Source organism: Streptomyces sp. H39-C1 (assembly GCF_027158125.1).
Classification (GTDB): domain Bacteria; phylum Actinomycetota; class Actinomycetes; order Streptomycetales; family Streptomycetaceae; genus Actinacidiphila; species Actinacidiphila fildesensis.
In genome coordinates, this window is sequence record NZ_JAPVLS010000128.1 from 7,582 (window position 1) to 19,114 (window position 11,533).

Sequence of the window (11,533 nt, forward strand, 5' to 3'; positions counted from 1 at the left end):
GCCGGGCGCCGCCTTCGCGATCGCCGGAGACCGCCTCTACGGGCTCAGTTCGGACCGAACCGCGGTCTACCAGTGGTCCGGCACCGGCACCGACTGGACGAAGGTCGGCGGCCCCGCTCAGGACCTCTACGCCGGCGGCGCCGGACTGTTCGCCACCAACCCCGACACCGGCAGCATCTTCCGCTACAGCGGGGAGGGAGGGGACTGGACCCGGGTGGGAGACGCCGGCGCCGCTTTCGCGGCCACCGGCGACCGCCTCTACGGGCTCAGTTCGGACCGAACCGCGGTCTACCAGTGGTCCGGCACCGGCACCGACTGGACGAAGGTCGGCGGCCCCGCTCAGGACCTCATCGCCGGCGGCGCCGGACTGTTCGCCACCAACCCCGACACCGGCAGCATCTTCCGCTACAGCGGTGAAGGGGAGGACTGGAGCGGTATCGGCTCGGCAGGATCCTCCTTCACCGCCGGCGACCACCGCCTGTACGGGCTGAGCCCCGACCACACCACCGTGTCCGCATGGTCCGGCACCGACACCACCTGGACCTCCCTCGGAGCCCCGCGCACCCCCCCGCCCGCGCCGGATCCGGACCCTGCGGCCACGCCGGCAGATCCCGCACCGCCTGCCACCGACGAACCCCCAGCCGCCCAAGAACCCACCTCGGCTTCGGTCCAGGCCACCGGGCCGCCCGACACTCTGGACGAACAGAGCGTCCGCATGGCCGTCACCGCCCAGGACGACCTCTACACCCTGAGCGCCGACAGCAGTGCCCTGTGGAAGCGCGGCAGCGACGGATGGTCGCCGATCAGTGGTCCCGCGAGCGCGGTCTACGCCGGCTGGGCAGGCGTCTTCATGACCGGGCCTGGCAGCGAACAGATCCGTAAATACAACGCCGACAACCGCAGCTGGGACCCGATCGCCGGCTCCAGCGGCCAGTTCGCCGTCACCGGTGAACACCTCTACCGCCTGACCCCCCACGACGGCATCGGGGAATGGCACGGCGACACCTGGACCAAAATCGGCGGACCGGCCGGGCACATCTACGCCGGGCGGGCCGGACTCTTCGCGACCAACCCCGACACCGGCGACCTTTACCAGTACAACGGCAAGCCTGACAAGTGGACCCGGATCGGCGGCCCCGGAGCCACTTTCGCCGTCGGCCACGACCACGTCTACCGCCTCAGCCCCGACCACACCGCCGTCTACGAATGGACCGGCAAAGGCACCGCCTGGACCCGCATCGGCGGCCCCGCTCAGAACCTCTACGCCGGCGGCGCGGGCCTGTTCGCCACCAACCGCGACACCGGCAACATCCACCAGTACAACAACACCCCCGACGCGTGGACCGAGATCGGCGGACCCGGCGCCACCTTCGCCGTCAGCGACACCCAGCTCTACGGCCTGTCCCCCGACCTCACCACCACCTACCGATGGAATGGCACCGGCCAGGAGTGGACACGGATCGGCGGAGCCGCCGACGTCGCACAACAACAACAGGACGAACAGCTCCTGGCCGCGAACTGCGAGCCGGGCCGGAACTGCGTCCAGGAATACCGCGAAGCCAAAAAAATCCTCGAGACCAGCGTCACCGACTGGCTCAAGGACAACAGCGCCGACATCCTCCTCGACCTCTTCAGCATCGACGACATCATCCAGTGCGCTCACAAGGACGCTGCCAGCTGCCTCGAGGTAGCCATCGACGCGGGCAGCACCGTCCTTTCTGTAGGCGCCTTCAGGAAGGCCGCCAAGTCCACCAAAGCAGTCGGCAAGGTCGCTACAGACCTACCCAAGTTCCTGGAAACCGCCGACAGGGCCCGGGACAGGTACAACAAACTCCGCACCATCATCGACCTTGCCAAAGCCACCCGGGCCCACCTTCCGTCCACGGACGAAAGCGGCGTGTCGAAGCCCAAGCTCACATCGCAGCCGAACAGTACCGACACCGACAACAGGAACAGGTGTGGCTGGGCCGTCCTCGACGAGGTGGACAAGAACAACGGCAATCGCGCCACGGGCGTCACGGCCTGCCTCACCCAGGCCTACATCGACGAAAACCCGGGCACAAAGACGGATATTTCGAGGGCTAAGCCTCCGGGATACGACTGGGCGGGGCGTGCGGCAGCCTACCTGCACACAGTCCCGTCGAAAGCCATCAATGCCTGCCATCTCCTCGGCAAGCAGTTGAGCGGGTCGGGGAGCAATCTGCAAAACCTGGCGACCTGCGCGCGCGGCACGAACGACTGGTCGATCGGATCCCAACAGGGCGACAACAACATGAAGAACTACGAGGATAAGGTCGCCGCCGCCGTCAAGGCAGGTCAGGACGTTCACTACCAGGTGACACCGAAGTACAGCGGTCGCAGGACCGTGCCGATCGGATTCAGGATGAGCGCCTACGGCATAACCCCCACCGGCGCCCCGGGGATCGAGATCAACGTCTTCGTGTCGAACACTCTCGCGGGCCGGAACCTCGGGATGTTCAACGACCAGAACACCAACCGGCAGATCCCCACCGGATCCATGACCTGACAGACGGCTCCCGACACATGGAGACCAAAATCAGGAAAGGGTGACTCACGTGTCCGAATGGACGACGCTTCAGCAGTGCATGCCGCACCCCGCCGAGAGCAACACGTCGGTCGACTGGGACCGGATGAGCCAGACATGGGGGAAGGAATTCCCGCCCGACTACCGGCAGTTCATCGAACGGTACGGCCCGGGGACGATCCAGAACTATCTGGTCATTGAGCTGCCCGAGTACAGGGACGCGCAGTCGGCCTCTCCCTCCGGCGGCATGCTCCTGGAAACAGTGAACGCCGAGGCCGCATGGGACAGAGAGGAAAAATCCCCCGAACTGGACGGCACAGACCCCGAACTGATCACGTGGGGCGTCGATGCCAGCTCGGACCTACTGTGCTGGGACACCTCCGCCGACGATCCCCGCACATGGCCGGTGCTGGTGCGCAACCGAGACGACGGCCTATGGCGCCGTTACGACTGCGGGATGGTGGAATTCCTTGCGCGCACCCTGCTCGGGAAGTTCGCGGAGTGTCCGCTCGGTGACCTCTCCCTCTGGGCCAAGCGGTCCGCGTTCTACCTGAACGCACACGAGGAAGAACGCCTGAGGAAGCAAGGCCTGGATCCCTGGACGGGACAACCAGACCCGTACGCCGCCGGCAGCTACGGCAACTGATACGGCAGCTGATAGAAAAATGCGGGCGATGGTCCTGCTGATGCGTCTCATCCGCCAGACCCAGGTTCTGACGTCCCGAATGGATCTCCAGGACGTTGGCAGGACCACCACGCACGCAACCAGGCTGTCGGTGTGGATCCGCGTGATCTGCTCGGTCAGCTCCACATCCCGGCGGAGCCGTTCACACGGCTCCTTCTCGGCGCGGCGCCAGCGGTAGTAGGTGGAGGAGGCGATGTGCAAAGCACACGAAGCTCCTGGCGGACACGGGTGATCTTGGTCGAGAACCCGTCTACCAGGAGCTTCGCTATTCCGTACAGCCCTCACCCGCCAACACCCCGGCCACACAGCCAGGTTGAAAAAGGCTCAATGATCCAGCGCGGCGGGCTGAAGGAGCTCATCGTCAGGCAGACGATCTCTTCGTCCGGGTAGGGGGCCATGCCCTCAACCTTCCGGAAGCCCGCGTACCAGGTCGACATGCCCCAGTCCTCCAGCACATACACCCACTCTCCGTGCGTGCCGTACATCGCCCGGTTGGCGTGGTCAAAGGCCGCGCCCCCGGCGGGGAGCGCCCGCTAGTCCTTGTACATGCCGAAGGCTCCGTTCAGGAGGAGCGGGTGCTGTCAAGCCGCTCGCCGACACCGCCCGCCGCACTGGCGACGCCGGCGGCGGACGATGCGAAGGACCCTGGCGAACGCGACCTACGCCCGTCGCCCTGTGGACACCAGCACTAGCCAGCGGGAGAGGGCGCAGCTCCAAGCCGGGCCCGCATAGCGGCGCCGGACGGCCGTGGCCATATGACCGGCCGTCCGAGTGCAAGGCGCCATCTTCGTGTGGGAGATGACTGGCCGGTGCGGGATCGGAGTCCCACTAATCCATGGAGTACAGCAGGCCGCGAAGGTACTGGCGCCGACGTCGTTGTAGTCCGGGGCGGCTGCCTCCCGTCCGTGCCCAAAGAGCGCAATGTCCTCAACTCTGCTGCATCATGTCGGCCAGCTGGTGTCCGAGACCGGCTGCGGATGCTGGGTTCTGGGCAGTCAGGAGCCGTCCGTAACGGACAACGTGGGCATTGCGGCCGGATGCACAGGAGTAGATGGCTCCTCGCGCTTGGAGGGCGTGCTGGAGAGAGAAGGGCACGACTCGGTCTAGGCCCCGTTCTTGTTCGCTCTCGTGGGAGAACGCGGTGAGTTCCTTACCCGAGACCAGGTAGTGGCCGTCGGTCCTCTGCACATCGACCAGGGCTGCCTGGCCGTGGCAGATGGCGGAGACCACGCCTCCGGCCTCGTAGATGTCTCTCGTCAGTTCCTGGAGTTCTTTCGACGGGCGGAAATCCCACATGGCACCGTGGCCGCCTACGAAGTAGATAGCTCCATACCGGGTAGCGTCAGCGAGAGCGAGGGGGATCGGATTACTCAGTTTGTTTTGCACTTCAGGATTTTTGAGAAAGGTGTTCTGCACTTCGGAATCTGGGTCATGGCCGATCATTTCCGCGGGAGCTCCATCGATGGTCAAGAACTCGACGCGTATGCCCGCCGCGTCAAGGATCGCCCAAGGTTCCGCGGTTTCTCCGAGATGAAATCCCGTAGAACGCCCTGTAGATCCTAGCAAAGTGTGGCTGGTAAGTACGAAGAGAGCCCGCTTCTTCGTTTCATCTCTATTTATCTGCATTTTCTACCACTCCCTGGAAGCTGCTACGAGATGCCCCTGAAGGCGCTCAAGTGTGGGATTTGCTAGGGCTCCTGAGCGTACCGCCAAGTGAAAGGTGACAATAGGCGGTACTTCCGGATGCATGAGGACGACGAGGTTTCCCTGTGCGATGGCCTCTGCGCACAAGTAGGCAGGGAGTACGGATATCCCGATGGAGGAGAGGGTGGCTTTAAGTACTGCGCGAAGGTCGGACACGACGAGAGCAGGGTCTACTGGCGGAGGGGTGTCGAAGACGGTCATCCAGTAGTTCTTCGTGATGGATTCCGAGTTTCCGAAGGAAATCATCGGTAGTTTTTCCAGCGCGCGTACGCCGTCGATCTGCAGGATTCCGCGCGGGAGACTGTCGGCGATTTCGGGCGAGGCGACCAGGAGGAGGTCCTCGTCGGCGAGCGGTGTGGACTCGATTTCGCGGCATCGAGGTTGGATCGCAGATACGGCCATGTCCAGGGACCCGCCCTTAAGGTCCTCGAGGAGGTTTCCGGACGAGTCGATCGTGACGCCGATGTCCATTCCCTGGCCGATCAGGGTGCCGACCGCGGGGAGTATCCGCTCGGACATGAAGGAGGCCGGTCCTCCGATTCTCATCGGGCCGCCCCCCTCGCCGGTGCCCAGTCTGCGGGCTATGGTCCGATCGAGGTCCGATATAGCCTCTTTGGTCTCGTTGGCGAGAGTCTCCCCCTCTGGGGTGGGTTCTGCACCTTGCGGGGTGCGGACGAAGAGGGGCTGCCCCAGTTTCCCTTCGAGACCTCTGATGTGCTGGGTGACCGCCGGTTGGGATATCCCGAGTCTCTGCGCGGCCTTGGTGAATGATCCGGAGTTGTAGACAGCTATGAAGGTTTGCAGCCAACCTAGTTGCATGAAACAAAGTCCCCCGTGTAGACCCGAAGGATCACGCGGCCACGCGTGATCCGTTTCGTGACTCAAGACTATCTCCCATGGGGGCTGCATTCCAGGAATAGTTGGTACCGACACGCAAAAATATCGGCAAAATCGACCAGTGGGCGGCCTCCGTCCGTCACTACGGATTCCGCCCACCGGAAGTCTGGCCGGTTTAGGTCAGCTGAGCGCTGAAACTGTCAGTGCGGCGACCTTCGCTGCACTGGCGGGATTCTGTCCGGTTACGAGACGGGTGTCGGAAACCGCGTACTCGGCAAAGTTCTCGGTCTTCGTGAACTTTGCACCCTTTTCGATGAGCGCGGTCTCGAGCGCGAAAGGAACAACGTCGCTGAGGCCGACGGCGTATTCCTCCTCGTTGGTAAAGGCTGAGACCTGCTTTCCCTCCACGAGGGAAGTGCCGTCGCTGAGGGTCAGGTTGACCAGGCCGGCCGGGCCGTGGCAGACCGCGGCCACTGCGCCACCGCGCTCGTAGATGGCGGCGGCCAGTGAGGCCAGCGGTGCGGCATCCGCGAAGTCCCACATGGTGCCGTGGCCGCCGGCGTAGAAGATGGCGTCGTAGTCGTCAGGGTTCAGCGAGTCGGCCGTGGGCGTCTGTGCGAGCTGCTGCTCGTATGTCTTGAGGAAGGTTTCGGTGACGGTGTCGCCGTCGCGCACCCCGTCGCGGGGAGGCTGTCCGCCGGCGACGGAGACGAAGGCGATCTCCCAGCCGTGGGCGGTGAAGACCTCGGCGGGGTGGGCGACTTCGGGGACGTAGAAGCCGGTGTTGCGGCCGGTGTCGCCGAGCTGGCCGTGGGATGTCAGGGCGAAAAGCACCTTGGGCATGAAGTTCCTCTTTCAGGCGGTTTCGGGTGGAGGTCAGGCCGTGAGCTGGGGAAGTTCCGGCAGGTAGACGCGTCGCTGCTTGCGTGTGATGGCCCGCTGAATGTGCCCGGGGGTGTGGTAGCCCCACCAGGCCCACAGCGAGGTCGCGCCGGTGTCGCGCACCGCCAGGGCGTTGGTGATGTGGTCGTCGATGAACGTGATGGCCGATGCGGGCAGCCCATCGGCGGAGGCGAGTTCCTGGACTGCGGTGCGCTTGTCGGAGCACTCACCGATGACCTGGGTGACGGTGCTCTCCAGCCCGTGGTGGGCCAGGATCTGCCACACGCTGTCCTCGTCTTTGGCGGTCACGACGGAGGTGCCGCGGCCCTGGTGGCGGCGCAGCAGGTCGCCGATGCCGGGGTAGAGGGTGTGCATGGCCAGCCATGCCTCGCTCTGCTGCTCGCGAAGGGCTTTGCGTACGGCGGTCGCGCCGCGGGTGAGGCTGGCGAGTTTCTTGGCCGGGATGCTCTCGAGCAGGGCCTCGTAGTCGTCGACGGACGTGATGGCCTCGGCGGCCGGGTTGCGGGCGACCATGAAGTCCTGCAGGAGGCGGGCGTGGGTGCGCACCAGCCGGAAGCGTTGCAGGAACCCGGCGGGAAGGTTGGCGGCGAGGGTGGCCAGGGGTTTGTCGGCTACCGCGGCCGGCTCGTGGTCGGCGTAGTAGGTGACGACAGCGCATTCGGTGAAGGCGTCGGCTATCACGCCGTCAAAGTCGAGTATCAGCATGGGAGTTTCTCCATGGGGGACGCAAGGGGCGGGTGTCGGACCGGGGGCGATGGACGCCCGCCCCCTGCGTGTCTGGGCGCCGGTGCGGTCAGGCGGCTGCTGGTTGCCGGGCGGCGACGGTTTCGAAGACCTGCTGCATGAAGCGGCCTACGTAGGCGTAGTAGGAGCAGGTGATGATGTGGCCGTCGACGATGACGTCGGAGTCCACGACGTCGGCGCCGGCGTTGATGACGTCGTCGCGCAGGCCGATGTAGGCGCAGGCGCGGCGGCCCTTGAGGACGCCGGCGCTGACCATGATCCACGGGCCGTGGCAGAGGCCGGCGATGACCTTCTGGGCGCTGTCCATGGCCCGTACGAAGTCCAGGACGTGGGTGTCCTGGCGGACGCGGTCGGGGGCTTCGTGGCCGCCTGTGAGGATCACCGCGTCGTAGTGGTCCGCGTTGAGCTGGTCGAAGGGGATGAGAGGGCGGGCCGTCTTGTCCATGGGCAGGGGTATGCCGTACTTGCCGATGACGTCGGCGCCGTTCTTGGTGGCGATGTCGACGTTCCACCCCTCCTCCTGGAGCCGGTAGTAGCTGTAGACGACGTCATGGTCCTGGAATCCGGGGCCGGTGATGATGACAGCGCTGGGCATGGTGGCAGCTCCTTAGTCGAGGGCGAGGGAGAGGTAGTACTGGTCCAGGGCGGTGCGGCGGGTGTCGCCCTGGGCGGGGGCGAGGATGTCGATCTCGCCGGTGACCACGCCTGTGAGCCCGAGCGGGATGTGGAAGAGGTCGCTCGGCTGGCGCCGGTAGAAGATGTCGGCGCCGGAGCGGATGCGGAAGGCGAAGTCGCCGTCGGGTGAGCGGTCGCGCAGTTTGGCCTGCGGGAGGTAGGTGACGGCCGTGGCCGGGAGGTCGGGGACCTCCACGTGCTCCTGTTCGTAGGCGGTGCCCTGGCGGTCGTAGTTGTCCCGCAGGCGGATCAGGTCGTACTTGTTGCGGGGGGTCTCCACCTCGGCCAGCCACAGCGGTCCGGGCCCGATGCTCTTGCTGGAGTGGAAGGCGCCGCCGCCGATGCGCAGGATGGTGCCCGGGCCGACGGGTATGGCGCCGGAGAGCGTGTCCGTGACGCCTTGGCCGGCAAGGCACAGGAGGTAGGTCAGCTTCCGCGGGTGGACGTGCATGGACGTGGATTCACCCTCGTTGATCTTCAGGTTCCATACGTCGATGAAGTCGTCCGTGTAAATCCGGTATTCCATGCCCCAGGGCTTGGGAATGATCTGGTTGAGGTGGTGGTCCTCGTTCGGGTTCTCGTTGCCTGTGCGGGACCCTTTCCTGATGGCCTCGTTCAGGGCGGAGAAATCGCGCGGTCCGGGGTCGATTCGCACCATCAGATCAGACATCTGCGCGATGTGCTGCGTCGTCTCAGACATTCTGCCTCTTCGTCACTGGTCGCGTTCCCGGTCTGAGCAGGACGCTAGGGGCATACGGCGGGCGATCCAAATAGCGGGAGGCATGGCCCCCATAAGGGGGGCATGGGGCGCGGTGATCGTGATAGCCGCCTGTTGGATTCCTTATTTGATGGGGGCGTGTGGGCTTGGCAGTCTCCTTGTCAGGAGTTCCAACACCCGCAGAAAATGCCCGGTTGGTCCTCTTCCCATTTCGATGAAGGAGACGCACTGTGAGCACCCCTACCTCCGCTCAGGGCCGTCCGAGCAAGGCGCTTGACAGCGTGACACCGCAGATCAATTCCATTGGCGTGCTGGGTTACGAGGCCTGCTCGGAGCAGGACACCATCACCCCCTTGGAGATCTTCAAGGGGACGGCGATGGTCACTTCGGGGCAGATCGCCCCGTGGCAGCGTGAGGCCGCGAACCGCGATCTGGATGTGCGGCTGGTGGCGTTGGAGCCGGGCGTCATCAAGATGCAGATGGGCACCAACGTCGTCGCGGACTCCGTGCTCAACGACGACGAGCTCTTCGACATCCTGTACATCCCCGGCGGCGTCGGATCGGGCGCGCTGCTGACCAACGACCGGGTCATGAAGCTGATCCGCCGGCACCACGAGGCTGGGAAGATCATTGCCGCGAATTGCTCCGGGGTGGGGGCGCTGGCCCGTGCGGGAATCGTCAACGACGAGCAGCTCACCTCGGTCGCCGCCATCGCGAGGGGCATGCGTGAGGAAGGTTTCAACGTCCCCGTCGCCCGGCGGATGTGGGTGTCGAACCTGACCTCGCGGATCTGGACGTTCACCGGTTCCTACGGTGTCAACGGCGGGGCGGTGGCCATGGTCGCCCACTACTTCGGCCGTGAGGTCGGAACGATCGTGTCGATGATGTTCGACACGATGGGCGGCATCGGCGACGCGATCTTCGAGGAGACCGGTCCGGTGTTCTACCAGCACCCGGAGCTGGAGGAGTCCTTCCAGGACTTCTTCCAGCCGATGCTCTACCCGCCGCTGGATGAGAACGCCGCCTGATCACTCCACGCCACTGATCCCGGGAGCCGTCACATGCCCACGCCCATCGCCCTGCGCGACATCAACTGGATCCGCGGAGCGCTGCAGACCGCGGTCGCCCTCGAGCACGCCACGATGCCGCTGTACTGCGCCGCCATGTACTCGCTCGAAGTGCAGAACTATCCGTCGTACAACACGATTCGCAGTGTCCTGATGGAGGAGATGGTCCACATGGCCATCGCGTCCAACATGGTGGCGGCGCTCGGCGGCAGTCCCAACATTCAGGGGCTGGCGCCGGAGTTTCCCGGAACGGGCGGGCTGCCGGGGGGTGTCGCTCCGGATCTGCGGCTGCGGCTGGCGAAGCTGTCGAACGCGAGCCTGGAGTCGTTCATGCGGCTGGAGGCGCCGGAGTTCATGCTCAACGGGCGTCAGCGCGGATCCGCGTATCCGACGATCGGCTCCTTCTATGAGGCGATCCGCGCGGCGATCGTGGTCAACGCGGGTGCGGTGGAGCGGGCGGTGCGCGAGGGCGGCCCGGCCAACCAGGTGGGCGGGAATCTCGGCTACCTCACGTTCGCTGCTGATGACCCGGATCCGGTGAGCCGGCTGCTGCAGGGCCTGGATCTCATCATGGAGCAGGGCGAGGGCACCGGGGCGGGGTCGGTGGAGACGCAGCGGGAGGACTTCCAGAAGGAGGGCTCCCATTACGCGCGTTTCGCTGAGCTGCGCTATGGGCGGCGGTATGCGGGCGCAGCGGGGGCGGTGATCTCCCGGGAGACGGAGCGTGACTTCTTCACAGGAGAGGAGATCGTCTGGCCGGTGGTCATCAACACGCTGGCGGTCCCGGAGGACGGCTATGCGGCGCTGCTGGCGCTGGATCCTCAGGGTCCGCAGGTGCGCAAGGAGTTGGAGGGCTTCGATGATGCGTACACCCAGATGATGGTGGCGCTGGACACGTCGTGGAACGGGCCGGTGGAGACGTGGTGGCCCTCGCTGGGGGCCGCGGTCGCGCAGATGGATCAGATGCGGGTGCGGTCCTGCTTCAACATCATGCGCAGCGAGATCCCCCAGGAGGCGATCGGCCGGATGCGGGAGCTGTACCCGCGGGAGTACCGGTCGCTGGAGCGGCACACGGACTTGAGCGTGCCGGTGTTCTACGGGCCGCGTTTCGTCAACAACGCCGCATGAGCTGGGGTCGGGGCGCCCCTTGAGGCGGCCCCGGCCCGGTCATCGGGGCGTGGAAAAGGGGCATTGTGGTGACAGGTACGCAGGACCGGCTTCCGCTGGGAGCTCTGCTCGCACTGGCTACGGCCGGATTCTTGACGATGCTGACGGAGACCGTGCCGGCAGGTCTGCTGCCGCGGGTGGGTGAGGGTCTGCACGTTTCCGACTCCGCGGCCGGGCAGCTGCTGACCATCTACGCCGCGGGCTCCGTTGTCGCGGCCATTCCGCTGACGGCGCTGATGCGGGGCCTGCCGCGCAGGCCGGTGCTGGTATCGACGGTGCTGGTCGTGGCGGTGGTGAACCTGCTGACGGCCTTTTCGTCGTCGTACGAGCTGACCTTGGCCGTCCGGGCGGTGGGCGGCATGGTGTTGCCCGACGCTGAAAATGCCGACGAAGGCGGCGTTCACGGTGCCGACGAACCAGGACGGCGACGCCCCGCTGGGGCGGTCCCAGCGGGGCGGTCGTCGGTGAGGTGTCGTTTTCGTCGGCAA

Annotated in this window: 12 protein-coding genes; 5 read left to right on the plus strand and 7 right to left on the minus strand. The window is 65.6% G+C overall.

Annotated elements, in window-relative coordinates:
• Together O3W51_RS43740 and O3W51_RS43745 are read left to right on the plus strand one after the other, a co-directional pair.
• Window positions 1-2,527, plus strand: a 2,527-nt coding sequence (locus O3W51_RS43740; protein ID WP_269289349.1) for a DNA/RNA non-specific endonuclease, incomplete at its 5' end; no start/stop codon positions are given.
• 49 nt (window positions 2,528-2,576) lie between these two features.
• Window positions 2,577-3,191, plus strand: a complete 615-nt coding sequence (locus tag O3W51_RS43745) for an SMI1/KNR4 family protein (RefSeq protein ID WP_269289352.1) — start codon at window positions 2,577-2,579, stop codon at window positions 3,189-3,191.
• 320 nt (window positions 3,192-3,511) lie between these two features.
• On the opposite strand, the gene O3W51_RS43750 is transcribed toward O3W51_RS43745, so the two are convergent.
• The 7 genes from O3W51_RS43750 to O3W51_RS43780 all read right to left on the minus strand — a co-directional run bounded on the left by O3W51_RS43750 (window position 3,512) and on the right by O3W51_RS43780 (window position 8,793).
• On the minus strand, window positions 3,512-3,691 hold the full coding sequence (locus O3W51_RS43750) for a hypothetical protein (RefSeq protein WP_269289355.1): 180 nt from the start codon (window positions 3,689-3,691) through the stop codon (window positions 3,512-3,514).
• A 466-nt stretch (window positions 3,692-4,157) separates the two neighbouring features.
• Window positions 4,158-4,856, minus strand: coding sequence for a type 1 glutamine amidotransferase domain-containing protein (locus O3W51_RS43755; RefSeq protein WP_269289357.1), 699 nt, complete (start codon window positions 4,854-4,856; stop codon window positions 4,158-4,160).
• A gap of 3 nt (window positions 4,857-4,859) precedes the next feature.
• Window positions 4,860-5,753, minus strand: a complete 894-nt coding sequence (locus O3W51_RS43760; protein ID WP_269289361.1) for a LysR family transcriptional regulator — start codon at window positions 5,751-5,753, stop codon at window positions 4,860-4,862.
• A gap of 198 nt (window positions 5,754-5,951) precedes the next feature.
• Window positions 5,952-6,614, minus strand: a complete 663-nt coding sequence (locus O3W51_RS43765; protein WP_269289363.1) for a type 1 glutamine amidotransferase domain-containing protein — start codon at window positions 6,612-6,614, stop codon at window positions 5,952-5,954.
• A gap of 33 nt (window positions 6,615-6,647) precedes the next feature.
• Entirely contained in the window at window positions 6,648-7,379 is a 732-nt protein-coding gene (locus O3W51_RS43770) for an HAD family hydrolase (protein ID WP_269289366.1), read from the minus strand.
• A gap of 88 nt (window positions 7,380-7,467) precedes the next feature.
• Window positions 7,468-8,013 (minus strand): DJ-1/PfpI family protein, encoded by a 546-nt coding sequence (locus O3W51_RS43775; RefSeq protein ID WP_269289368.1) that lies wholly within the window; start codon window positions 8,011-8,013, stop codon window positions 7,468-7,470.
• 12 nt (window positions 8,014-8,025) lie between these two features.
• The gene (locus O3W51_RS43780; protein WP_269289370.1) at window positions 8,026-8,793 is read right to left on the minus strand and encodes a cupin domain-containing protein; all 768 of its coding nucleotides are present in this window, start codon (window positions 8,791-8,793) and stop codon (window positions 8,026-8,028) included.
• 248 nt (window positions 8,794-9,041) lie between these two features.
• Here O3W51_RS43780 and O3W51_RS43785 point away from each other — a divergent pair, with 248 nt between their 5' ends.
• The 3 genes from O3W51_RS43785 to O3W51_RS43795 all read left to right on the plus strand — a co-directional run.
• Entirely contained in the window at window positions 9,042-9,839 is a 798-nt protein-coding gene (locus O3W51_RS43785; protein WP_269289372.1) for a DJ-1/PfpI family protein, read from the plus strand.
• Window positions 9,840-9,872: 33 nt separating this feature from the next.
• Window positions 9,873-11,006 (plus strand): ferritin-like domain-containing protein, encoded by a 1,134-nt coding sequence (locus O3W51_RS43790; protein ID WP_269289375.1) that lies wholly within the window; start codon window positions 9,873-9,875, stop codon window positions 11,004-11,006.
• Between the two features lie 68 nt (window positions 11,007-11,074).
• Window positions 11,075-11,533, plus strand: a 459-nt coding sequence (locus O3W51_RS43795) for an MFS transporter (RefSeq protein ID WP_269289377.1), incomplete at its 3' end; no start/stop codon positions are given.

Bases quoted from the DNA above. Each gene is read 5' to 3' on its own strand.
- O3W51_RS43760 (WP_269289361.1), bottom strand. From the start codon at position 5,753: ATGCAACTAGGTTGGCTGCAAACCTTCATAGCTGTCTACAACTCCGGA.
- O3W51_RS43765 (WP_269289363.1), bottom strand. From the start codon at position 6,614: ATGCCCAAGGTGCTTTTCGCCCTGACATCCCACGGCCAGCTCGGCGAC.
- O3W51_RS43775 (WP_269289368.1), bottom strand. From the start codon at position 8,013: ATGCCCAGCGCTGTCATCATCACCGGCCCCGGATTCCAGGACCATGAC.
- O3W51_RS43790 (WP_269289375.1), top strand. From the start codon at position 9,873: ATGCCCACGCCCATCGCCCTGCGCGACATCAACTGGATCCGCGGAGCG.
- O3W51_RS43780 (WP_269289370.1), bottom strand. From the start codon at position 8,793: ATGTCTGAGACGACGCAGCACATCGCGCAGATGTCTGATCTGATGGTG.
- O3W51_RS43770 (WP_269289366.1), bottom strand. From the start codon at position 7,379: ATGCTGATACTCGACTTTGACGGCGTGATAGCCGACGCCTTCACCGAA.
- O3W51_RS43755 (WP_269289357.1), bottom strand. From the start codon at position 4,856: ATGCAGATAAATAGAGATGAAACGAAGAAGCGGGCTCTCTTCGTACTT.